At 34.5% G+C, this 25,117-nt stretch carries 21 protein-coding genes and 1 riboswitch; of the genes, 20 read left to right on the forward strand and 1 reads right to left on the reverse strand.

The features are described 5' to 3' along the window. The 5 genes from thrA (at window position 1) to ASF10_RS02445 (ending at window position 5,475) form a co-directional block, all read left to right on the forward strand. Complete coding sequence (gene thrA / locus ASF10_RS02425; protein ID WP_056244931.1) at window positions 1–2,415, forward strand: bifunctional aspartate kinase/homoserine dehydrogenase I; 2,415 nt, start codon at window positions 1–3, stop codon at window positions 2,413–2,415. 129 nt (window positions 2,416–2,544) lie between these two features. Further along, window positions 2,545–2,970 (forward strand): OsmC family protein, encoded by a 426-nt coding sequence (locus ASF10_RS02430; RefSeq protein ID WP_056244934.1) that lies wholly within the window; start codon window positions 2,545–2,547, stop codon window positions 2,968–2,970. A 120-nt stretch (window positions 2,971–3,090) separates the two neighbouring features. Continuing rightward, window positions 3,091–4,263 (forward strand): trans-sulfuration enzyme family protein, encoded by a 1,173-nt coding sequence (locus ASF10_RS02435; protein WP_056244937.1) that lies wholly within the window; start codon window positions 3,091–3,093, stop codon window positions 4,261–4,263. A gap of 73 nt (window positions 4,264–4,336) precedes the next feature. Beyond that, a complete protein-coding gene (locus ASF10_RS02440) occupies window positions 4,337–4,867 on the forward strand; it encodes a hypothetical protein (protein WP_056244940.1) in 531 nt (176 codons plus the stop codon). A gap of 197 nt (window positions 4,868–5,064) precedes the next feature. Further along, window positions 5,065–5,475: an RrF2 family transcriptional regulator gene (locus tag ASF10_RS02445; RefSeq protein ID WP_056244942.1), complete on the forward strand. Its 411-nt coding sequence runs from the start codon at window positions 5,065–5,067 to the stop codon at window positions 5,473–5,475. 103 nt (window positions 5,476–5,578) lie between these two features. Here the strand turns inward: ASF10_RS02445 and ASF10_RS02450 are convergent, their stop codons facing one another. Beyond that, on the reverse strand, window positions 5,579–6,361 hold the full coding sequence (locus ASF10_RS02450) for a sulfite exporter TauE/SafE family protein (RefSeq protein ID WP_056244945.1): 783 nt from the start codon (window positions 6,359–6,361) through the stop codon (window positions 5,579–5,581). 312 nt (window positions 6,362–6,673) lie between these two features. Here ASF10_RS02450 and ASF10_RS02455 point away from each other — a divergent pair, with 312 nt between their 5' ends. The 15 genes from ASF10_RS02455 to ASF10_RS02525 all read left to right on the forward strand — a co-directional run bounded on the left by ASF10_RS02455 (window position 6,674) and on the right by ASF10_RS02525 (window position 25,080). After that, the gene (locus tag ASF10_RS02455) at window positions 6,674–7,576 is read left to right on the forward strand and encodes a sulfite exporter TauE/SafE family protein (RefSeq protein ID WP_056244947.1); all 903 of its coding nucleotides are present in this window, start codon (window positions 6,674–6,676) and stop codon (window positions 7,574–7,576) included. A gap of 31 nt (window positions 7,577–7,607) precedes the next feature. Then, window positions 7,608–8,315, forward strand: coding sequence for a phosphoadenylyl-sulfate reductase (locus ASF10_RS02460; RefSeq protein WP_056244949.1), 708 nt, complete (start codon window positions 7,608–7,610; stop codon window positions 8,313–8,315). A 360-nt stretch (window positions 8,316–8,675) separates the two neighbouring features. Further along, window positions 8,676–9,581 (forward strand): sulfate adenylyltransferase subunit CysD, encoded by a 906-nt coding sequence (gene cysD, locus ASF10_RS02465; RefSeq protein WP_056244950.1) that lies wholly within the window; start codon window positions 8,676–8,678, stop codon window positions 9,579–9,581. A 150-nt stretch (window positions 9,582–9,731) separates the two neighbouring features. After that, window positions 9,732–10,976, forward strand: a complete 1,245-nt coding sequence (locus tag ASF10_RS02470) for a sulfate adenylyltransferase subunit 1 (protein WP_056244952.1) — start codon at window positions 9,732–9,734, stop codon at window positions 10,974–10,976. 118 nt (window positions 10,977–11,094) lie between these two features. Next, window positions 11,095–13,185 carry a HEPN domain-containing protein gene (locus tag ASF10_RS02475; RefSeq protein ID WP_056244955.1) on the forward strand — a complete coding sequence of 697 codons (2,091 nt, stop codon included), beginning with the start codon at window positions 11,095–11,097 and terminating at the stop codon, window positions 13,183–13,185. Further along, a complete protein-coding gene (gene cobA, locus ASF10_RS02480) occupies window positions 13,178–13,951 on the forward strand; it encodes a uroporphyrinogen-III C-methyltransferase (RefSeq protein WP_056244957.1) in 774 nt (257 codons plus the stop codon). Before ASF10_RS02475 ends, cobA begins: the two co-directional genes overlap by 8 nt. Window positions 13,952–14,111: 160 nt before the next feature. After that, complete coding sequence (locus ASF10_RS02485) at window positions 14,112–14,693, forward strand: bifunctional precorrin-2 dehydrogenase/sirohydrochlorin ferrochelatase (RefSeq protein WP_056244960.1); 582 nt, start codon at window positions 14,112–14,114, stop codon at window positions 14,691–14,693. Window positions 14,694–14,928: 235 nt separating this feature from the next. Beyond that, on the forward strand, window positions 14,929–15,981 hold the full coding sequence (locus ASF10_RS02490) for an NAD(P)/FAD-dependent oxidoreductase (protein WP_056244961.1): 1,053 nt from the start codon (window positions 14,929–14,931) through the stop codon (window positions 15,979–15,981). Window positions 15,982–16,463: 482 nt separating this feature from the next. After that, window positions 16,464–16,578, forward strand: a riboswitch (SAM riboswitch). Window positions 16,579–16,906: 328 nt separating this feature from the next. Continuing rightward, the gene (locus ASF10_RS02495; RefSeq protein WP_056244966.1) at window positions 16,907–17,911 is read left to right on the forward strand and encodes a homocysteine S-methyltransferase family protein; all 1,005 of its coding nucleotides are present in this window, start codon (window positions 16,907–16,909) and stop codon (window positions 17,909–17,911) included. Between the two features lie 45 nt (window positions 17,912–17,956). Then, window positions 17,957–18,526: a hypothetical protein gene (locus tag ASF10_RS02500; RefSeq protein WP_056244968.1), complete on the forward strand. Its 570-nt coding sequence runs from the start codon at window positions 17,957–17,959 to the stop codon at window positions 18,524–18,526. Window positions 18,527–18,585: 59 nt separating this feature from the next. Further along, the gene (locus tag ASF10_RS02505) at window positions 18,586–18,846 is read left to right on the forward strand and encodes a hypothetical protein (protein WP_056244971.1); all 261 of its coding nucleotides are present in this window, start codon (window positions 18,586–18,588) and stop codon (window positions 18,844–18,846) included. Between the two features lie 415 nt (window positions 18,847–19,261). After that, window positions 19,262–21,937 carry a methionine synthase gene (metH, locus tag ASF10_RS02510; RefSeq protein WP_056244974.1) on the forward strand — a complete coding sequence of 892 codons (2,676 nt, stop codon included), beginning with the start codon at window positions 19,262–19,264 and terminating at the stop codon, window positions 21,935–21,937. Window positions 21,938–22,015: 78 nt separating this feature from the next. Then, window positions 22,016–22,972, forward strand: a complete 957-nt coding sequence (gene metF, locus ASF10_RS02515) for a methylenetetrahydrofolate reductase [NAD(P)H] (protein ID WP_056244977.1) — start codon at window positions 22,016–22,018, stop codon at window positions 22,970–22,972. A gap of 135 nt (window positions 22,973–23,107) precedes the next feature. Next, window positions 23,108–23,761: a class I SAM-dependent methyltransferase gene (locus ASF10_RS02520; protein WP_056244981.1), complete on the forward strand. Its 654-nt coding sequence runs from the start codon at window positions 23,108–23,110 to the stop codon at window positions 23,759–23,761. Between the two features lie 95 nt (window positions 23,762–23,856). Then, complete coding sequence (locus tag ASF10_RS02525; RefSeq protein WP_056244984.1) at window positions 23,857–25,080, forward strand: dicarboxylate/amino acid:cation symporter; 1,224 nt, start codon at window positions 23,857–23,859, stop codon at window positions 25,078–25,080. The last annotated feature ends 37 nt before the right edge of the window (window positions 25,081–25,117 follow it).

Raw genomic sequence — 25,117 nt, forward strand, 5'->3', positions numbered from 1 at the left:
ATGAAAATATTAAAATTTGGAGGTAAATCGTTATCAAACGGAGAAGGACTTAATAAAGTAGTTTCAATCATTTCTGATAAAGTAAATCAAGGAGAACAAATTGCAGTTGTCGTTTCGGCTCGCGGAAAAGCGACAGACGAATTAGATTATATTTTGAAACTTGCCGCTAAAAATGGTAATTACAAACCATTATTTGAGAATTTTAAAGCTTATCAAATATCAGATTATCCGCAAGTAGATTTATCTGAAGAGTTTAATATTTTAGAGAAACTTTTTGAAGGCGTTAGCTTAATTGGAGATTATAGCAACAAAATCAAAGATCAGATTTTATCTAAAGGCGAATTGCTTTCGGCTAAATTATTAACCGCTATTTTAAAAGAAAAGGGCGTTCCTGCTAATTTTGTCGATTCGAGAGAATTATTAAAAACTGATTCTAAATTTGGTGATGCACAACCATTAGAACAACTTTCGAAGAAAAACGTCATTAATTATTTCAAACAGCATAATGGCTTAACCGTAAATATCGTAACCGGTTTTATTGGTTCAAATAATAATAACGATACTACAACTTTAGGCAGAAACGGAAGTAATTATACAGCATCATTAATTGCCAATTATTTAAATGCCGAAGAATTACAGAATTTCACTCACGTTGACGGAATTTACACAGCAAATCCAGATTTAGTTGCTGATGCTAAAAAAATCGAATTTTTATCATTTAATGAAGCGAACGAATTGGCGAATTTTGGCGCAACAATTTTGCATGCCAAAACTATAATTCCGTTATTAGAAAAAAATATTCCGCTTCGTATTTTAAATACGTTCAATCATGAAAACCGCGGAACTTTAATCACTTCAGATTCTGCTAAAGAAGGAATCAAAACACTTTCAGTTTTAGAAAACGTATCGCTTGTTAACCTTGAAGGACGCGGATTACTAGGAAAAGCCGGAGTTGATGCCCGAATTTTTAAAGTAATGGGCGATCATAATATCAGTGTAAGTATCATTTCTCAAGGTTCTTCAGAAAGAGGAATTGGTCTTGTTGTAGCAACAGAAAAAGCAACAACAGCAATGGTCGAATTAGAGAAAGAATTCGAGAATGATTTTTATTCTAAAGATGTAAACCAAATCACAGTTACAGATAATGTTTCTGTAATTTCGATCATTGGTCAGGATCTAAGTACTTTCCATAAACCTTATACGGCTTTAATCAAAAATAAAATAGTTCCAATATTATTTAATAATACTGTTACGGGTAAAAACGTGAGTTTGGTGGTTAAAAAAGCAGAACTAAACAAGGCGTTAAACGTAATTCACGGAGAGATTTTTGGAGTTTCTAAAAAAATCAATATTGCTATTTTCGGTCACGGATTAGTAGGCGGAACTTTAATCAATCAAATCTTAGAATCTGCTGCAGCAATCGAAAAACGTAAAGACATTAAACTGAATGTTTTTGCTATTGCGAATTCTAAGAAATTGCTTTTAAACAAAAACGGAGTAACTTCTAGCTGGAAAAATGATATCCAAAAAGACGGACTTGAATATACAATAAACGACGTGATTGCTTATGCAAATCAGCATCATCTAGAAAACTTAATAGCGATTGATAATACCGCAAGCGCCACTTTTGTTGAAAATTATATCACACTTGCAGAAAGTAGTTTTGATTTGATTTCTTCTAATAAAGTAGCCAATACATTAAGTTATGGTTTCTATAAAGAATTAAGAAAAGCTTTGGCAGAAAACCAAAAGAATTATTTATACGAAACTAATGTTGGTGCCGGTTTACCATTAATTGATACCATAAAATTATTACACCTTTCAGGTGAAAATATCACAAAAATAAAAGGAGTTTTCTCCGGAACGTTGAGTTATTTATTCAATAATTTCTCGGCAAAAGATGTTCCGTTTAGTCAGATTTTGCAAGAAGCAATCGATAACGGATATACGGAACCAGATCCGCGTGAGGATTTATGCGGAAATGACGTAGGAAGAAAATTATTGATTCTGGCAAGAGAATTAGATCTTCAAAATGAGTTTGAAGAAATCTCGATTCAGAATTTAATTCCGGAACATTTACGCGAAGGAAATGTTTCTGATTTCCTGAAAAAACTAAAGGAATTCGACCCAATTTACGAGAAAATAAAAGCAGATCAAAAGCCAAATCACGTATTAAGATATATTGGTGAGTTGTCTGGAGATTTGCAAAATGATAAAGGGATTTTAGAAGTAAAACTAGTTTCAGTACCTTCTGATACTGCTTTAGGCGGATTAAAAGGATCTGATTCTTTCTTCGAAATTTATACAGAATCTTACGGAGACAGACCAATCGTAATTCAGGGAGCCGGTGCAGGTTCTGCAGTAACGGCCAGAGGAGTTTTTGGAGATATCTTGAGATTATCTGATAAAGGGTAAAAAGTCTAGTAGTCATTGCGAGGAACGAAGCAATCACATTTGCTAAATCAAGCTTTGTGTAATTGTTAGTGAGGTTGCTTCGTTCCTCGCAATGACAAGAACAACAAACAACAAAAAAACAAAAGCAGAATGAAAGTAACCTTAAACAGAGTAAACGACGCGTTTCATTTTAAACTAAAAAATGAACGTGGTCATGTAGTTGATGTTGATAGCAGAGCCGAATTTGGCGGCAGCGATTTAGGTGCAAGTCCGATGGAATTAGTATTGATGGGAGTTGCAGGATGCAGTGCCATTGACATGATTTCGATCTTAAAGAAACAACGTCAGGAAATAACTTCATTTAACGCTGAGGTAGAAGGAGAGCGCGTACAAGTTGGAGAAGCGAAACCTTTTAAAGAAATCAATGTGGTTTTTTATTTAGAAGGAGATATCAACCCGGAAAAGGCACATCGTGCTGGACAACTTTCTTTCGAGAAATATTGTTCAGTAGCCAAAACAGTTGAGCCAACAGCTACAATCAAATATAAAGTTGTTTTGAACAACGAAGAATTGTAGAATTAGAAAATTAGATAATTTTTAGATTGGCTATAAAGATTCACTTGTTTAAGTTTAAGATGAAGATTTTGCTCATCGCGTAACCTGAAACTTTAAACCTGAAACAAAAAAACAAAAAAAATGAACGAACAAGAATTTGGCTTTGAAACTCTAGCCATAAGAACACAATTAGAAAGAACTCAGTATCTGGAGCATTCGGTGCCATTATACTTATCGTCAAGCTTTGTATTTGAAGATGCAGAAGATATGAGAGCTTCTTTTACAGAAGAAAAAGAAAGAAATATTTACAGCCGTTTCAGTAATCCAAACACGACTGAATTTGTAGATAAAATTTGTAAAATGGAAGGTGCCGAAGCAGGTTATGCTTTTGCAACCGGAATGGCAGCTGTGTATTCGACTTTTGCAGCCTTATTAAATGCTGGAGATCACATCGTTTCGGCAAGCAGTGTTTTTGGTTCAACTCATGCATTGTTTGTAACTTATTTTCCAAAATGGAATATCGAAACTTCGTATTTTGAGATTAATAAACCGGAAACAATTGAAGCTTTAATCAAACCCAATACAAAAATATTATACGCAGAGTCGCCTACAAATCCTGGTGTAGATGTAATCGATTTGCAATTGTTGGGAGATATCGCTAAAAAACACAATCTGATATTAATTATCGATAACTGTTTTGCAACGCCTTATATCCAGCAGCCAATTAAATTCGGAGCACATTTAGTAGTACATTCTGCTACGAAACTTATTGACGGTCAAGGGCGTGTTTTAGGTGGAGTTACTGTTGGAAGTGAAGATTTAATCAGACAAATTTACTTGTTTTCAAGAAATACAGGTCCGGCTTTGTCGCCATTTAATGCCTGGGTTTTATCAAAAAGTTTAGAAACTTTAGCAATTCGTGTGGAGAAACACTGCGAAAATGCATTGAAAGTGGCAGAGTTTTTAGAAGCACATCCAAATGTAAACAGTATAAAATATCCTTTCCTGAAATCGCATCCGCAATATGAAATTGCCAAAAAGCAAATGAAATTAGGAGGTAATATTATCGCTTTTGAAATTAAAGGCGGAATAGAAGCCGGAAGAAAATTTTTAGATAAAATAAAATTATGCTCTTTATCAGCAAATATTGGAGATACAAGATCAATTGTAACACATCCTGCCTCGACTACACACAGCAAATTGTCTGAAGAAGATCAATTAGCAGTTGGTATTACACAAGGTTTAGTACGTGTTTCTGTAGGTTTAGAAACGGTAGAAGATGTAATTGCCGATTTAAAGCAAGCACTTTCTTAAATCATTTTAGATTTCTGATTTTAGATATTAGATTTCAAGATCTAATATCTAAAATCTAATCTTTCTTATTATTATGGTCAAACCAAGATTATTGATTTTATCCGATTTATTTGGAGGAGCTAATCCCAAATGGATAAAAACGTATTCAGAGATACTCGAATCTAAATTTGAGATTCAGTATTATGATGTTCTTGAACTCGCTAATATTGATACTAATAATTGTATCGAAAGTGATATTCATAATCAATTTATTAACGGAGGAATTGATAAAGCTATTGAAAACTTACTCAAACTTGAAACTGATAAAGTAACAGTTTTAGGATTTAGTATTGGCGGAACAATTGCCTGGAAAGCATCTTTAAAAGGTCTTAATATTACACATTTATTTGCCGTATCTTCAACAAGATTAAGATACGAAGCTGAAACTCCAAATTGTATTATCAAATTATATTTTGGAGAAAAAGATCCAAACAAACCTAACCCACAATGGTTTTTGGATTTTAATTTAGAAAATCAAATTTTCAAGGATAATCATCATCAGTTATATTTGATAGAAAATATTGCTGACTTAGTTTGTGATGATATTTTGCAAACTGTATTGTGATAACTTTTTTTAATTGAAATACAGAGTTAAAAACCGTATTTACTTAAACTATACTAATTTAGTAGAACTTACTTTTGTAATCTGTTATTATTCTCGTTCAAAAAGCTTATTTTTGTTGCAGAAAAATATTTAGACTGCTTATTTAGATCAGAAATAGAAATCTAAAATCGACACTCTAAAATCTAAAATATTAAAAAGTGCTTTCAAAGAAAACAAAATACGGAATTAAAGCGTTAACCTATTTAGCCAGACGTGATAATAACGAACCTGTACAAATTGCCGAAATTGCGAAAAGTGAACATATTTCGATAAAATTTTTAGAAAGTATTTTATTATTACTTAGAAACTCCGGTTTTTTAGGTGCTAAAAAAGGAAAAGGCGGAGGTTATTATTTGATAAAAGATCCTAAAGATATCAGTATGGCAAAAGTATACCGAATTCTTGAAGGTCCAATTGCGCTACTACCTTGTGCGAGCCATAACTTTTATGAAAGATGCGACGATTGTGATGACGAAACTACTTGTGCAGCAAGACGTTTAATGATGGAAGTTAGAGATAATACACTAAAAATATTAGAAAGTAATTCCTTGGCAGATATTGCATTTTAAGAGAAAATTTTAAACCATATAAGTTATATAAGTTTATTTTAGACTTTGCCGCATAGCTTAATTAAATGAACTTATATAACTTATATGGTGAAAGAAAACTGTTTTAAAAAATCAATTTATATCCTGCCAGGAAAAGCATTACTGCAATAGCGTTTCTAAGTAATGTATCAGGAACTTTTCCGCTTAACATACTTCCAATAAAAATTCCCGGAAGTGATCCTAGTAATAATTGACCTAATAAAACTAAATCAAGATTTCCCATAGAAGCATGTCCAATTCCGGCAACAAGCGTTAAAGGAACAGCATGAGCAATCTCAGTTCCTACCAAACGAGGTGTTGGCAAAAGCGGATATAGAAAGAATAAAGTTACTGTTCCTAAAGCTCCAGCTCCAATAGATGTGAGCGTTACCGTTGCTCCAAGTAAAACCCCAATCCCAATAGTCAACATATTTTGTGTATGACTTTCGTTATGAAATTTATCTCCGGCATGTTTTTGAGAATATTTTAAGAGCTTCTTTTTAAATAAGATAGCAATTGAAGTAAAAAGCAAAGCCCAGCCTAAACTGTATTTTATAACCGCATTTATAGTCGAAATATCGGTTTTGATGCTGTTTAATATCCATAAAGTCAATAAAGCAGCAGGAACACTTCCTAATGTTAGCCAGCCTGTAATTTTCCAATTGATGTTTCCTTTTTTATGGTGTACAAATACGCCTCCCATTTTGGTAAAAGCCGCATATAATAAATCAGTGCCAACAGCTGTAGTTGGTGGAATTCCAAAATACAATAAAATTGGAGTCATTAAAGAGCCGCCACCAACACCTGTTAATCCTACGACAAACCCTACTACTAAACCAGCAATTACAAGACCTATTTGAAAATCCATGAATAAATATTTGTTGTAAAAATAAGAACAATTTTATAATTATCCGATGGATGTGGTAGACTTTAAAAAGCTATATTTGTAAATGAATATCTTTAATTGTTTATTTCGTTGAAATACAGTCTTATACGATTTTTAACTTAAGCAGCTAATTTGTTATATTATTTAAAGTTGCTGCTTACTTAACCAAAAGAGAATTAGAGTTGTAAAAAAATTAAATAATGTTTTGATATTTAGAAATAAGTACTAATTTTGCATAGTAATCTATTAAGCCGATAGGGTAATAGGTTTAGTAGCTCAAAACCAAGCCAGAGTATGGAAAAAGAATTGAAAATAAATAATTATGATGTTAGATCTGATGCGTCGATAAAAGAAAAGTTGTGGGTTGTAATTCCTGTGGTTTTGTTAGCAGGATTGTTATCTACATTGATATACAAGCATTATGCTGAATTTTCTGTAGATGGATTAATTTCAGGATTTGATTCAGATTTTTTAATGTTTTTCGCTATCGGAGTTTTTGCTCAGTTAGTAGACGGAACATTAGGAATGGGTTACGGAGCAACTTCCACTTCATTTTTACTGGCTTATGGAGTTCCGCCAGTAATCAGCAGTACAGGAGTTCACGTTGCAGAAATGTTTACAACAGGAGCATCGGCAATTTCGCATCATAGATTTGGGAATATCAATAAAAAACTGGTAAAGCATTTGTTGATTCCCGGAGTTTTAGGTTCAATTGTGGGAGCGTATTTATTATCAGATGTTATTAATGGTGATATTATAAAACCATTTATTGCAGTTTATATGATCGTTTTGGCAGTGATAATTATTAAAAAAGCATTAGCAAAAACAATCGTTAAAAAGAAAACTAAAAAATTAGGTATCCTGGCGACTTTTGGTGGTTTTATGGATGCTGTTGGTGGCGGTGGCTGGGGGCCAATTGTAACTTCGACACTATTAGGACGCGGGAGAAACCCAAGATATACAATAGGTTCTGTGAATGCAGCTGAATTTGCGATTTCGTTCGCAAGCGGAATCACTTTCATGCTTTTTGGAGGAATTCACGGCTGGCAGGTTATTATAGGTTTAATTTTAGGAGGAGTAATTGCAGCGCCACTAGGAGCGTATTTGGTTAATAAAATCAAAAGAAAACCAATGATGGTTGCAGTTGGAATTTTAATTATATTATTGAGTTTAAAAACATTATCTAAATTATTGTAATAAGTTTTTTAGAAAGGGAAAGAAAGAGATTATGAGTGCGATTATACAATCATTATTAGATAAAACAAAAGATTTTTCGCTGCAGGAAACATTGGTTTTTTTAGCAAATGAATATCCGGAAAAAGTAATTTTTTCAACTTCTTTTGGTCAGGAAGATCAGGTAATTACAGATTTTATTGCAAAAAGTAATACTGATATTACCATTTTTACCTTAGACACAGGAAGATTATTTCAGGAAACGTATGATGTTTTTCATAAGACATTAAAAAAGTATAAAAAACCAATCGAAGTTTATTTTCCGGAAGCAACTGCAGTAGAAAGTTTACTACAACAAAAAGGGCCAAACAGCTTTTATGATTCGGTAGAAAATAGAAAAGAGTGCTGTTTTATTCGAAAAGTAGTTCCGTTACGAAAAGCTTTGGCAGGAAATTCAGTTTGGATTACAGGTTTAAGAGCCGAACAATCTGAAAATAGAAACGATTTACAATTGTTTGAATACGATGGAGGTTTCGAAATTATAAAGTTCAACCCTTTATTGAAGTGGACCTTAGAAGAAGTTGAAACGTATTTGTCAGAAAATAATGTTCCTCAAAATGCCCTACACAAACAAGGTTTCGTAAGTATAGGATGTGCACCATGTACAAGAGCAATTTTCCCTGGTGAAGATATTAGAGCTGGAAGATGGTGGTGGGAATCAAGCCATAAAGAATGTGGTTTGCATAGTGCGAAGAAAGACTAGAGAAGCTAGAGTATAGAGAATAGAATAAAGAGGCAAGAACAAAGAATATAGATTCAAGACAATAGATTAAAGTTCCGGAGGAACGATTTATATTGTAGCGTCGGGTTTTAACCCGATGGACGAGGATGAACGATTTATATTGTAGCGCCGGATTTTAATCCGGGGATAATGAAGATTCATATTTTAGGATAGGGTTTTAACCCGATGGAGATTGAAGAATCTAGCGTCTCGAAACAACGAATTGAAATTCGTTGAAAAAAACAAAACAAAAAACACAGAATAACGATAGTTTATAGGTTTTAGATTAAACTCACAACAATCTAAAATTGAAAAACTATCAAGCATTAAACAAAATATCAAATGAGTTCAAGTTCAGTATTAAAAACAAACGCTTTAGAGAGTGAAGCGATATACATTTTCAGAGAAGTAATTTCACAATTTGACAAACCTGTTTTACTTTTTTCTGGAGGAAAAGATTCTATAACATTAGTGCGTTTGGCACAGAAAGCATTTTTTCCTGCTAAGATTCCGTTTCCTCTATTGCACGTTGATACAGGACACAATTTTCCTGAAACAATTGCTTTCAGAGATAAATTGGTAGAAGAATTAGGATTGGAATTAATCGTTCGCAATGTTCAGGATGCTATTGATGAAGGAAAAGTAGTTGAAGAAACTGGAAAATATTCTAGTAGAAACAGCTTACAGACAATCACACTTTTAGATGCAATCGAAGAATTTAAATTCGATGCTTGTATTGGTGGAGCGCGTCGTGATGAAGAAAAAGCAAGAGCTAAGGAACGTATTTTTTCAGTTCGTGATGATTTCGGTCAATGGGATGAAAAAAATCAAAGACCTGAGTTATTTGATATTTTGAACGGAAAAATAGAAAACGGACAAAACGTTCGTGTTTTCCCAATTTCAAACTGGACAGAATTAGATGTTTGGAGTTATATCGAAAAAGAACACATCGAAATTCCATCGATCTATTTTTCACATAAAAGAAAAGTTTTTTTGAGAGACGGTTTAATTTGGTCGCATTCTCCTTTTGTGTATCAGGAAGAAGACGAACAAATCGAAGAAAGAATTGTTCGTTTTAGAACCGTTGGAGATATGAGTTGTACAGCCGCTGTTGAATCTTATGCAGCAACAATCCAGGAAGTAGTTGGAGAAATTAGAGAATCTACTATTTCTGAAAGAGGAGCCAGAATCGATGACAAACGTTCTGAAGCCGCAATGGAGAAAAGAAAACAACAAGGATATTTTTAATTATTAATTGTGAATTATAAATTATTAATTAAAAACACGGTAAAGTAAAATTCAAAAAAACATACAGATTTAAACTTTAGTAAAAGCATTTCAAAAACTTGAAACATTAAACTTGAAACTAAATTTTTTAAACCTGAAACAAAATAAGAAATGGAAGTTTTAAAAATAGCAACAGCAGGAAGTGTAGATGACGGAAAAAGTACTTTGATCGGGAGATTATTGTATGATACAAAATCATTGACGACTGACAAAATAGAAGCAATCGAAAAAAGCAGCAAACAAAAAGGATATGATTATCTTGATTTTTCATTGGCAACTGACGGTTTAGTGGCCGAAAGAGAACAGGGAATCACGATTGATGTGGCGCACATTTATTTTTCTACGGCAAAGAAAAGTTACATTATTGCTGATACTCCGGGACACGTAGAATATACCAGAAACATGGTTACAGGAGCTTCGACTTCTCAGGTTTCTATTATTTTAATTGATGCCAGAAAAGGAGTAATTGAGCAAACATACCGTCACTTTTTTATCAATAATTTATTGAGAGTAAAAGAGGTAATTGTTGCGATTAACAAAATGGATTTAGTAGATTATTCTGAAGAAGTTTTCAATAAAATCAAAGCCGATTTTCAGGCATTAAACGCTAAAAGTACATTCAAGGAACAAAACGTAAGTTACATTCCGTTAAGTGCAATCAATGGCGGAAATGTTGTAGATCAGTCAAAAGATATGCCTTGGTACACTGGTCAAACCGTTCTGGAACATTTAGAAGGATTACATTCTTCAGATGTTTTTGAAGAAGGAAAAGCACGTTTTCCGGTTCAGACTGTTATTCGTCCAAAGACAGAAGAATATCATGATTTTAGAGGATACGCTGGAAAATTATACGGAAACTCTATTAAAGTTGGAGATGCGGTTACGGTTCTTCCTTCTTTAACGGAATCAAAAGTTTCTAAAATTCACTTTTTCGATAAACAATACGATGAAGCCGTTGCTGGTTCTTCGATTACAATCGAATTAGAAAACGACATCAATGTTACAAGAGGAGATATGATTGTAAAATCATCAGAACTTCCAAAAATTGAAAAAGAAATCACAACAACAGTTTGTTGGATGGACAGTAAAAAGCTGGTTGCAGGAACAAAATATATCGTTCAGCATAATACAAACTCCGTTTTAGCAAAAGTAGAAAGTATCAAAAATACAATCTCTACAGACTATTCTGGAACAAAAGAAGCGTCACAATTAGCGATAAACGAAATTGGAGAAGTAAGCATTAAATTAAGCAAACCATTATATTTTGATGCCTACAATGATAATAAATCAAACGGTGCTTTTATCTTAATTGATACAGCAACAAATACAACAGCAGGAGTAGCATTCATTAGGTAAACCTGCTATAAGCTTTAGGCGGTAAGCTTTAAGCGAAAATGTGTAACAAATTATTTTAAAAGCTTATGGCATATAGCCTAAAGCTTAAAGCTAAAAAAAAGCCTAAAGCGTAAAAAGAATGGAAAGTTTTAGAACAGAAATAGAAAATCCGATTGTTCAGAAAGAGATCATCGATTTAGAAAAAAAGATTCATTTATTCCGTGGAGGGAAAATTGATGATGAGCGTTTTCGTAGTCTTCGTTTAGCGCGTGGAATTTACGGACAACGTCAGGAAGGTGTTCAAATGATTCGTATCAAATTGCCTTACGGTAAAGTTACGAGCGAACAATTAGTGCGTATTACTAAGGTTTCTGATGAATATTCTACAGGACGTTTGCACATTACAACACGTCAGGATATCCAGATTCACTACGTAAGTTTAGACAGAACTCCGGAACTTTGGGCAAATTTGGCTAAAGACGATATTACATTGCGTGAAGCTTGCGGAAATACTGTTCGAAATATTACCGGAAGCGAATTGGCTGGTGTTGATGTAAACGAACCTTTTGATGTTTCGCCTTATGCACACGGACTTTTTCAATATTTGTTAAGAAACCCAATTTGTCAGGAAATGGGACGTAAATTCAAAATTTCGTTCTCTTCTTCAGACGAAGATACTGCTTTGAGTTATTTACACGATTTAGGATTTATTCCGAAAATTAAAGACGGACAAAAAGGTTTCAAAATTATGTTTGGAGGAGGTTTAGGATCTCAGCCAGCACATGCAGAATTGCTTTCGGAATTTGTTCCGGTTAACGAAATCATTCCAACGGCAGAAGGAATCATCCGTATTTTTGACAGATATGGTGAACGTGCAAAAAGAATGAAAGCGCGTATGAAATTCCTAATCAAAGAAATGGGAAGAGATGTTTTCCTTGATTTGGTTGAAAAAGAGAAAAAAGCAATCGCTTTCGAAACATACGAAATAGACACAACTGCTTTTGAAGGTTCAATTCCGGAACCATTATTAGAAGTGCCGCAAGTTACAATCGAAGATACAAAAGCTTATGAAGCGTGGAAAAAATCGAATGTAATTGCACAAAAACAAGAAGGATATTATGCTATTGGAATTAAAGTTTTATTAGGAGATTTTTATACTGATAAAGCTAGATTATTAGCCAATTTAATTAAAAATTACGCAGCAAATGAATTACGTTTTTCATTGCGTCAAAATATTGTAATACGTCATGTAAAAGAGGCAAATTTGCCTTTCTTTTATCAGGAATTAGCCAAACTGAACTTTGTTGATTTAGGTTATAATTCTACTGCAGATATTACAGCATGTCCGGGTACTGATACTTGTAATTTGGGGATTGCAAGTAGTACCGGAATTGCAGAAGAACTTGAAAAAGTGCTGAATGCAGAATATCCACAATATTTAAACAATCAGGAAATTGAGATTAAAATTTCGGGTTGTATGAATGCTTGCGGACAACACAATATGTCGGCAATTGGATTTCAGGGAATGTCTATAAACTCAGGAAAATTAGTTGCTCCGGCTTTACAAGTTTTATTAGGCGGAGGAAGATTAGGAAACGGATCAGGACGTTTTGCTGATAAAGTAATTAAAATTCCAAGCCGTAGAGGACCAGATGCTTTGCGTACGATCTTAAATGATTTTGATGCGAATGCAAATGGAGAAAAATTTCTAAACTATTATGATCTGAAAGGAGAGAAATATTTCTATGAAATTTTAAAACCTTTTGCAGACGTAACCAATTTAACCGAAGCTGATTTTATAGACTGGGGTAACGCAGATAACTACGTAAAAGCCGTTGGAGTTGGAGAATGTGCCGGAGTTGTGATCGATTTAGTTGCTACTTTATTATTAGAGGCAAAAGACAAATTAACTTTCGCTCAGGAATCATTCGACGAAGGAAAATGGTCAGATGCAATTTATCATGCTTATGCTGGATTTGTAAATGGAGCAAAAGCATTATTGCTTGCAGAAAATGAAAAAACTAATAATCACGCTGGAATTGTAGACTTATTTGATACTGTTTTTGTAACAACTTCTAAAATAGAATTACCAACAACATTTAGAGAATTAGTATATCAAATCAATCAAAATGAACCGTTAGAAGCATTTGCCAAAGCATATATTCAACAAGGGATTTCATTTTTTGATACAATAGAAAAATACAGAGCTCAAGAATTAGCAAATGCTTAATATTAAACCAAAAGTAACTTTAGTTGGCGCTGGTCCAGGCGATCCGGATTTGCTTACGCTCAAAGGTGTAAAAGCACTGGCTGAAGCAAATGTGGTTTTGTATGATGCATTGGCAAATGACAAAATATTAGCACATGCACCTAAAAATGCCATCAAAATTTTTGTTGGAAAAAAGATAGGAAATCACGCTTACACGCAAGACCAAATCAATCAGTTAGTTGTAGATAATGCATTAACGTACGGAAATGTAGTGCGTTTAAAAGGTGGAGATCCGTTTATTTTTGGGCGCGGAAGCGAAGAAATCGAGTTTGCAGAAAGCTTCGGAATCGAGACAATTGTAGTTCCGGGAATCTCTTCGGTAGTTGCTGTTCCTGCAAGTCAGGGAATTTCGATCACTAAAAGAGGTGTTTCAGAAAGTTTTTGGGCGATTACCGGAACAACTTCTGATAGAAAATTATCTTCAGATGTAGCATTGGCGGCTCAATCCTCTGCAACAGTTGTTATTTTGATGGGAATGCACAAATTGCCTCAAATTATCGATTTGTTTCAAAAAGAAGACAAAGGAAATCTACCCGTAGCGATCATTCAAAATGGAACAACTTCTGATGAAAAAGTAGGAGTTGGAACGGTAGATTCGATTTTGCAAATTGTAAAAGAGCAACAATTAAGTTCACCAGCAATTATTGTTCTGGGAAACGTTGTTCGCGAAAGCAATAAACTAAAAGGATTTTACGAAGAGTTTCTATCAAAAGAAGTTGTACGATAAAGTTCCGAAGGAACGATTCATATTGTAGCGTCGGGTTTTAACCCGATGTACGCATGAAAATAACGGAGTTGATCAACCCAATGTTACCAAACAAAAATGCTCCGTTAGGAACATTTCATTGGTAAATCATCTAATTTTGTTTAGATGAAATTAAATTAAAATGGAACAAAATGAATTATATCCAATATTCTTAAAACTTCACAATTTGAACGTTTTGATTGTTGGAGGAGGAAATGTAGGATTAGAAAAGCTTTCTTTTTTACTAAAGTCGAGTCCTAATGCAAATGTTGAGATCGTAGCGCCAAATTTCCATTTAGAAATAAAGGTTTTGGCAGAGAAACATCCTTCGATTACATTAACAAAATCGAAGTTTAAAAAGAAAATGCTCAAAAAGCGTCATATGGTAATCGCTTGTACCGATGATTTAGAAGTTAATAAAAAGGTATACGATTTATCCCGAAAGCGTTATTTGATTTGCAATATTGCCGATACGCCAGATTTATGTGATTACTATTTAGGCGGAATCGTAACAAAAGGAAATGTAAAAATCGCGATTTCAACTAACGGAAAATCACCAACAACAGCCAAAAGATTACGGGAGTTTTTCGAAGAAGTTATTCCGGAGGATATCAACAAAATGGTTGAGAATCTTAATGAATACAGAAGAACCTTGAAAGGCGATTTTGAAGATAAGGTAAAAAGAATGAACGAGATTACAGCTTCATTAAAAAATAAGCAATAGTAAGAGTTCCGAAGGAACGACAAATTTTGTAGCGTCGGGTTTTAACCCGATGATTCCGAAGGAACGGTTGATATTGTAGCTTCGGGATTAACCCGATGGATGAACGAAATTACCGCTTCGTTAAAAAACAGAGAGTAAAAAATCCCCCAAAGAAATCAATGATAAAAATCATTGAAATTAGAATAAATTATTCGTTTCTTTGTGTTATTAAGAATGATTATAAACAAATACCATAATGATTAAAACAGATATACTTATAATTGGAGCAGGACCAACAGGTTTATTTGCCGTTTTCGAGGCAGGATTATTAAAATTAAAATGTCATATTTTAGATGCTTTACCACAAGCAGGAGGACAACTTTCTGAATTGTATCCTAAAAAGCCTATTTATGATATTCCTGGTTTCCCGGAAGTTTTAGCAGGAGATTTAATAGATAACTTACAAGAACAAATTAAGCAATTTGAACCAGGTTATACATTAGGAGAACGCGCTGAAACAATCGAAAAACAAGAAGACGGAAGTTTCATTGTAACATCAAATAAAGGAACTAAATTTCACGCGCCGGTTATTGCTATCGCTGGAGGTCTAGGAAGTTTTGAGCCTCGTAAACCACTTATAGAAGATATCGATTTTTATGAAGATAAAGGGGTAAAATACTTTATCAAAAATCCGGAGAAATTCAGAGATAAAAGAGTTGTAATTGCCGGAGGAGGAGATTCAGCATTAGACTGGAGTATTTTCTTAGCAAATGTAGCTTCAGAAGTAACCTTAATTCACCGTAGAAATGAATTTAGAGGAGCTCTGGATTCTGTAGAAAAAGTGCAGGAATTAAAAACAGCCGGAAAAATTAAATTAATTACTCCTGCAGAAGTAATCGGAATCAATGGTGCTGAGCACGTTGAATCATTAGATATCGAAGAAAACGGAGCACACCGTAAAATCGAAACCGATTTCTTTATTCCGCTTTTTGGATTAACACCAAAATTAGGTCCAATTGGAGATTGGGGATTAGATATCGAGAAGAATGCTATTAAAGTAAACAACGCATTAGATTACCAAACCAATATTCCTGGAATCTTTGCTATTGGAGACGTAAATACATATCCTGGAAAATTAAAATTGATTCTTTGCGGATTCCACGAAGCGACTTTAATGTGTCAGGCAGCATACGCAATCATCAATCCGGGTAAAAAATACGTATTGAAATATACAACAGTTTCTGGTGTAGACGGTTTCGACGGAACTCGTAAAGAAGCTCCAAAAGCAGTTGTTAAGGCGATAGTTTAGTCTAAGATGCTAAGGTTCTAAGTAACTAAGACTCTAAGATTTTTATATATAAAGCTCAAACTTTTAGTTTGGGCTTTTTTATTCACTATTATGTAAGATATGTAAGAATCCCAGAGGGATGGAATATTTATAGAATTACGATATTTGTTAGTAGCAGCCTCAGCGGGGTGACATATCAATAATTACGATAAAAATCAAGATGTCGCTCCGCTGGAGCTTTATTTTGCGGGGAATAATTTTTCTGTAAATATTACGCTCCGATGGAGCTTGCTATAGAATGATGTTTTTTTTGCTATAAACATTACGCTCCGCTGGAGCTTTTAATTAGGAAAGCATTAAACTTAAACTCTTAGTATCTTAGGCACTCAGCATCTTTTTAAAAAAACTTAGACCCTCAGAATCTTAGCCACTTAGAAACTTTAAAAAACACTTGCAATTGTTCAGGTTATGTCTTTACTTTGCACTGTTCTTAAAATTACTGAAAGTTATCACGAAAGGCGGAGGGAAAGACCCAATGAAACCTTAGCAACCCTTTATCATAAAGAAGGTGCTACATTCTACTTTATACTAATTCTTAGTATTAAAGATAGATAACACAAATACATAAAAGTATTTCTCAAAACTCTTCCTGACAACTTACAATATAATTTTACCGAATTCACTTTGGTATCATGAGCGAATCATTGGCGCATTTTTGCCATCAATCGTTCCCGCTTTTCGTTGCAATCTTTTACTTTTTAAAGAAAAAAGCAAAAGGATTTCCACTTCAATCGGGGCTAATGAGCCAACAAAGTGAATTTTTGGAATTAATGTGAATCAAAATATCGTGCTAAACCTCGTGAGGTTTATTAAACGTTAGAATTATAATTAAATAAAAACTTAGCAACTAGAACCTTAGTGTCTTAGTAGCTAAAAGCCAAAAGCTATGTCAATAACAATTCAGGAAGCAATAAAAAAAAATATCCTAATCCTTGATGGAGCAATGGGAACAATGTTGCAGCGCTATAATTTCTCCGAAGAGGATTTTCGTGGAGAGCGTTTCAAAGATTTTCCGCATCCATTAAAAGGAAACAACGATTTACTATCCATAACACAACCACAAGCAATTCGCGATGTCCACGCCGCTTATTACGAAGCTGGCGCAGACATCGTAGAAACCAACACTTTTTCAGGAACGACAATTGGTATGGCCGATTACTTCCTGGAAGATTTGGTTTACGAATTAAACTACGAATCGGCTAAACTTGCCCGAGAAGTAGCTGATGAATTTACAGCCAAAAATCCGAACAAACCACGTTTTGTAGCCGGTTCAATTGGACCAACAAACCGTACAGCAAGTATGTCACCAGATGTAAACGATCCGGGTTACAGAGCCGTAACTTTTGATGATTTGCGTATTGCGTACAAACAACAAGTAGAAGCGTTAATGGATGGAGGTTGCGACTTACTTTTGGTAGAAACAATCTTCGATACTTTAAATGCTAAAGCGGCGCTTTTTGCTATTGAAGAAGTAAAAGACGAACGTAATCTGGATATTCCAATCATGGTTTCAGGAACGATTACAGATGCGTCTGGAAGAACACTTTCCGGGCAAACGGTAGAAGCATTTTTGATTTCAGTATCGCATATTCCGTTATTGAGTGTAGGATTCAATTGCGCTCTTGGTGCCGATTTGTTGAAACCATATTTAAAAACATTAGCACAACATACAAGTTTTAATGTTTCGGCACATCCAAATGCAGGTTTACCAAATGCTTTCGGACAATATGATGAAACACCAGAACAAACTCAGGCATTAATTAAAGAATATTTAGACGATAATTTAATCAATATCATTGGCGGTTGTTGCGGAACAACTCCGGATCACATCAGATTAATTGCTGAAGTTGCGAAGGATTATAAGCCACGTATAGCGCCTGTATTGGTCTAAAAATTTTATATAATAAAAATATAGTTGTCTTTGAAGTTAATTAATATGAAATTAAAATATTTAGGTTTATTAGTCTTTCTTTCAATTTTTCTTACGCAATGTGCTTCGTCAGCAAGTATTGAAGGGATGACGGTTAAAGATTATAAAGCAGAAAAGAAAATTGGAGATAAAATTTACATAAAATCTGTTACAGGCGGAAAAAAAACAAATCCATTATGGACGTCTAAGATTTCTAATGAAAATTTTGGAGAGGCATTTAAAAAGTCTGTTATTGAATCTGAAGTATTTTCGAAAATAGATTCTATTACAAATGATGACGACTGGGTTCTTGAAATTAATTTAATCTCTGTAGATCAACCTTTTTTTGGTACGACTTTTACGGTCAAAACTACAATAGAGTATAAGTTGTATTACAAAAATGAATTAAAGTTTAGTAAGAATATTAAACAATCGGGTAGCGCTAAAATGTCAGATGCACTTATTGGGGCAAAAAGGTTACGATTAGCTAATGAAGTTTCGGCAAAAAATAATATAAATGAGTTACTTCGATCATTAAACGAAATAGCTTTGGATATTACAGCTAGCGCAAGCATCTCACCAGTGCCTGCAAAATAAAGTTTTTTTTGAAAATTTATTTTTAATATAGATTTCTATAAATACAAGCAATATCAAAAATGGATGGAGACCATATTGTTTATTCAGAAGATGGAGAGGTTTTTAAAGCATTTCTAAATTCAAATTGGTACGATACAACGAGTCCATATTTGTATTGTGTTTCTGAACTAAAAAGTATTAGAAGCAAGATTAATAATAACGAAAAATTCAAAATAGAAAGTAACGGTAAAATATATCACATTACGACAAATTTAGAATTTAAGACATGGATAGAAAATGTGTTTTACGGAGGATTCGAAAAACATGTTTTTATTGATTAAGAGTTTAATTGGAAATAAATGTTCCGTAGGAACAAGAGATTGGTAGCAACGGAATTTATTCCGTTGAAATAATAAAAGCCCAAAAAAACAATAGTTCCGTAGGAACAACAGATCGGTAGTAAAAGAGAAATTGTTTCAAAAACGATAATTGAAATCGTGAGGAATATAAAGTTATTTTGAAACCGAGATTTGCGTGAGGGATAGAAGTGGCTAGCCCAAAGCCTGACGAAGGAAGTGCGAGGACTAATAGCGGATAGCCCGACCCAGAGGGACACGCCCAAAATAAGATATTGAAAAGTAGAATGAGATTGCTTCGTTCCTCGCAAAGACAAGCAAGACGTTGAAATAAAAGTTCCAGAGGAACGAAACATATTGTAGCAATGGAATTTATTCCGTTGAAAATTGAAAAAAAGAAATGGCAGAAAATAGAAGAGACCTTGTATTAGCAGGATTAGAACCGTTGATTATTACGCCAACCAGTGTTTTTGTAAACATTGGGGAACGTACGAATGTTACGGGTTCAAGAAAATTCCTTCGCTTAATCAAGGAAGAGAAGTATGACGAGGCACTTGATATTGCAAGACAACAGGTAGAAGGAGGAGCGCAAATCATCGATATTAATATGGATGAGGGAATGCTTGATGGGGTTCAGGCAATGACTAAATTTTTGAATTTAATTGCATCTGAACCAGATATTTCGAGAGTGCCGATTATGATCGACAGTTCGAAATGGGAAATCATTGAAGCAGGTCTAAAAGTAGTACAAGGAAAAAGCGTTGTAAACTCCATTTCGTTGAAAGAAGGCGAGGAAGCCTTTATTCACCACGCTAAATTAATCAAACGATATGGAGCGGCAGCTATTATTATGGCTTTTGACGAAGTTGGTCAGGCAGATAATTTTGACCGAAGAGTGGAGATCTGTCAGCGTTCGTATGATATTTTGGTTAACAAAGTTGGTTTTCCGCCACAGGATATTATTTTCGATTTGAATATTTTCCCAGTTGCAACCGGAATGGAAGAACATCGCTTAAATGCTTTGGACTTTTTTAGAGGGACAAAATGGGTTCGTGATAACTTGCCTCACGCGCATATTAGTGGTGGTGTAAGTAACGTTTCGTTTTCTTTTAGAGGAAACGATACGGTTCGTGAAGCGATGCACTCGGTGTTTTTATACCACGCGATCAAGAACGGAATGACAATGGGAATTGTAAATCCGGAGATGCTTTCGATTTATGATGATATTCCTAAAGATTTATTAGAACACGTTGAAGATGTAATTCTTGACCGACGCGACGACGCAACAGAAAGACTTTTGGATTTTGCTGAGAACGTAAAAGGTGAAGTAAAAAGTGATGAAAAAGCGATTCAGGAATGGCGTTTAGGAACGGTTCAGGAACGTATTACGCATTCATTGGTAAAAGGAGTTGATGCTTTTATTGAAGAAGATGTTGAAGAAGCTCGTTTGGCAGCAACAAAACCTATTGAAGTTATCGAAATCAATTTGATGACGGGAATGAATGTCGTTGGAGATTTATTCGGAAGCGGAAAAATGTTCTTGCCTCAGGTAGTAAAATCGGCACGTGTAATGAAAAAAGCCGTTGCATATTTATTGCCTTATATCGAAGCAAGTAAACAAGCGGGAGACAAACAAGGAAACGGAAAAATATTGATGGCAACCGTAAAAGGTGACGTTCACGATATTGGTAAAAATATTGTTTCGGTGGTTTTGGCGTGTAACAACTACGAGATTGTAGATCTTGGTGTTATGGTGCCTCCGGAAAAAATTATTGCTGCGGCGATTGAACATAATGTTGATATTATTGGTTTAAGCGGATTGATTACTCCTTCGCTTGACGAAATGGTGTACTTGGCAAAAGAATTAGACAAACAAGGAATTAAAATTCCGATTATGATTGGTGGAGCAACGACTTCGCGCGCGCACACAGCCGTGAAAATCGCTCCGCAATATAGAGAAACTGTAATTCACGTAAACGATGCTTCGAGAGCTGTTACCGTTGCAGGAAATCTATTAGATCATAACCGTAAAATATATGCAAGCGATATTCGTGCAGATTATGATGCGTTTAGAGAAACGTTTTTGAATCGTTCGAGAGACAAAAACTTCCTGACGATTGAACAAGCACGTAAAAATAAATTACAACTAGATTGGGCAGAATATACGCCAACCAAACCAAAAGTAATTGGAAAACAAATTGTCGAAGTAGAACTAGATGTCTTGGTTCCGTATATCGACTGGACACCATTTTTTAGAACATGGGAATTGTTTGGGAAATATCCTGCGATTTTAACGGATGAGGTTGTAGGAGTAGAAGCAACTTCTCTTTTTGCAGATGCTCAGGCAATGCTGAAAGTAATTCTGGCTGAGAAAAAATTATCAGCAAAAGGAATTTATGGAATTTACCCTGCGAATCAAATTGACGATGACGATATCGAATTGCGTGATGAAAACGGAAAAATTCTGGAAAAATTCTTAACGCTTCGTCAGCAATCACAAAAAACCAAAGGTGCACCAAACATCGCTTTGTCTGATTTTATATTGCCAAAAGATTCAGGAATTACAGATTATATAGGAGCTTTTTGTGTAACAACCGGTTTTGGTGTTGACGAATGGGCAGCCGAATTTGAAAAAGATCTGGATGATTATAATTCGATTATGGTAAAAGCATTAGCGGATCGTTTTGCTGAGGCTTTCGCCGAATATCTTCACGAAAAAGTACGTCAGGATTTCTGGGGTTATGATGCTGAAGAATCACTTTCGACAGAAGATTTGATCGAAGAAAATTATAAAGGTATTCGTCCTGCACCAGGATATCCGGCTTGTCCGGATCACTTAGAGAAACCAACAATCTGGAAACTCTTAAACGTAGCCGACGAAATTGGAGTAACCTTAACCGAAAGTATGGCAATGTGGCCAGCTTCATCAGTATCCGGATATTACTTTGGGAATCCGAAAAGTAAATACTTCGGACTCGGAAAAATAAAAGAAGATCAGGTAGTAGATTACGCCAAACGACGCAATGTACCAACAGATTACGCAATGAAATGGTTAAACCCTAATATAGCAGATTAAATTAGTCTAAAGTCAAAAGTCTTAAAGTCCGAAAGGAAAGACTTTTGACTTTAGACTTTACAACTTTAAGACTTAATAATGAAAGTAACAGAACATATAGAAAACGCCAAAGGAAATACATTATTCTCATTTGAAATTATTCCGCCTCAAAAGGGGAAAAGCATTCAGGAATTATACGATAATATTGATCCGTTGATGGAATTTAATCCACCATTTATTGATGTAACAACTTCTCGCGAAGAGTATATTTATATTGATAAAGGCAACGGACTTTTAGACAAAAAACTGACTCGTATGCGTCCGGGAACGCTTGGAATTTGCGCTTCTATAAAACATAAATATAATGTCGATACCGTTCCTCACGTACTTTGCGGAGGATTTACAAAAGAAGAAACCGAATATCTTTTGGTAGATTGTAACTATTTAGGAATCGACAATGTGATGGCTTTGCGTGGTGATGCCATGAAAGACGAGCAATATTTTATGCCAAAAGCAGGAGGAAACGATTACGCAATTGATTTAGTAAAACAAATTAGTTTACTTAATCAGGGAAAATACCTTCATGAAGTAATGGATGCTGATAACAGAGCCAATTTCTGTATTGGAGTTGCTGGTTATCCGGAGAAACATTTAGAATCTCCATCATTGCAATCTGACTTAAAAAGACTAAAAGAAAAGGTAGATGCCGGAGCTGATTATGTGGTAACACAGATGTTTTTTGACAACTCAAAATATTTCAGTTTTGTAGAAAAAGCCAGAGAAATGGGAATCACAATTCCTATTATTCCGGGAATCAAACCAATTGCTGTACAAAGACATTTACAGGTTTTACCACAGATTTTTCGTATTGATTTGCCTGAAGATTTAATTCATGCCGTCGATTCATGCAAGAACAATGCAGAAATCAGACAAGTAGGTATCGAATGGGCAATTCAGCAATCGTTAGAATTAAAAGCTGCGGGAGTTCCTGTTTTGCATTACTATTCTATGGGGAAATCTGAGAATATTCGCCAGATTGCGAGTCATCTTTTTTAATGTCATTGCGAGGAACGAAGCAATCTCATGTTGCTTATTTTTTGTGCTTTTGTTAGTGTGGTTGCTTCGTTCCTCGCAATGACCCAGCGGCTTGGAATTTGGAATTTTTAAATTTGGATTTTAATCTTTACCATTATGAAACAAGAAGAATTACAGGCAATAGCTTCTCAGCTTAAACATCCAACAGGAGAAAAAGGGATCGAAATGGGCAACATGATGAATGAAACTAACATTAACATGACGCGCCATTCGATTCAAAATCTACATATAGAATCGGGAAATGCAATTCTTGAATTAGGTCACGGAAATGCGGGACATGTAGAATTCATCTTTGAGCAAGCTGAAAACCTTAAATATTATGGACTTGAAATGTCTGAATTAATGTTTCAGGAAGCACGCCAGATCAACAGAAATTATGTTTATCAGAAACAAGCTTTTTTTTCGGTTTATGACGGAAATGTAATTCCGTTTCAAGATCTGTTTTTCAATAAAGTATTTACAGTAAATACAATTTATTTCTGGCAGGAACCTGAAAAATTGCTTTTAGAAATTTACAGGGTTTTACAGCCAAAAGGAATTCTGTGCATTACTTTTGCCGAAGAAAGTTTTATGAAACAACTTCCTTTTACTCAATTCGAATTTGACCTTTACAGTACTGAAAAGGCCGAAAAATTAGTTCAGAAATCACCTTTTAAAATCATAAACAAAGAGACTTTAACAGAGAAAGTAAAAAGTAAGACTGGCGAATTGGTCGACAGAGCTTTTACTACTTTAGTTTTAGAAAAATAAGAAAAATAGGTATTCTATATTTCGAGTTCTTTTTTTGATTACTTTAATTGATTTTTATTTCATGTTTCTTTTTTGAATCGTAATACTTTAAATTTATGGAGGTTAAAAAAATCAATTTTCTCAAAAGTTACAGTAGTATTCTTTTACTTCTTGGCGGGATTATACTTGGAAGTATTCTGGGTTTAATTTTCGGAAAAGATGTTGAGGTTATTAAACCACTTGGCGATATTTTCCTGAACTTACTTTTTACAGCAATTATTCCGCTTATTTTCTTTACGATTGCTTCGTCTATTGCTAATTTAGAAAAGACAGAAAAACTAGGAAAGCTTTTTCTGATTATGCTCGCCGTTTTTTTAGGTACAATTCTTATTTCGGCTATTGTAATGATAGTGGCTGTTTATATATTTCCAATTCATCAGAGTATTATAATTTCTAAAGTTCCTATAGAAAATATTCAATCCGGAAGTATTGGAGATCAAATAGCAAGATTGGTTACAGTAAATGATTTTTTCGAATTATTGTCCAGAAAGAGTATGTTAGCGCTTATTATCTTTTCGTTTTTGCTAGGATTTGCCAGTTTACAATCTGGGGAAAAAGGAGCTGGTTTTAGAAATTTTCTCGATTCTGGAAACGAAGTCATGAAGCAGCTTCTGACAATGATTATGAAATTGGCACCAATTGGTTTGGGCGCTTATTTTGCTTATCAGGTTGGCGTTTTTGGACCTCAACTGTTTGGTGCTTATGCAAAACCATTAGGCGTTTATTATGCAGCATGTACTTTTTATTTCTTTGTGTTTTTTAGCTTATACGCTTTATTAGCCGGAGGTAAACGAGCATTTAAGGTGTTTTGGAGTAACAATATTACGCCGTCTTTAACCGCAATAGGAACCTGCAGCAGCATTGCTACAATTCCGGCAAATCTTGATGCTGCCGAAAAAATGAATATTCCAAAACATGTCAGGAATCTCGTTATTCCAATAGGTGGTCCTTTGCATAAAGATGGTTCGAGTATGTCGTCGATTTTAAAAATTACGGTTCTTTTTGCCATGTTTGGAAAAGATTTTACAGATCCGTTAACGATACTTTTAGCTTTAGGAATCACAGTTATTGTATCGATTGTAGAAGGCGGAATTCCAAATGGTGGATATATAGGAGAAGTTTTGGCCATTACAGTTTATGGATTGCCAATGGAACAAGCTTTGCCTGTAGCAATGATATTAGGAACGCTCGTTGACCCAATTGCAACTTTGCTAAATGCAAATGGTGATGTAATTTGTTCTATGATGGTGTCGCGTTTCTCTGAAAAAACCAAGTGGTAATACAAAACTTTCAAGACAAATCCTTTTTATAATAATC

Origin of the sequence: Flavobacterium sp. Leaf82 (assembly GCF_001422725.1) — a bacterium.
Classification (GTDB): Bacteria; Bacteroidota; Bacteroidia; order Flavobacteriales; family Flavobacteriaceae; genus Flavobacterium.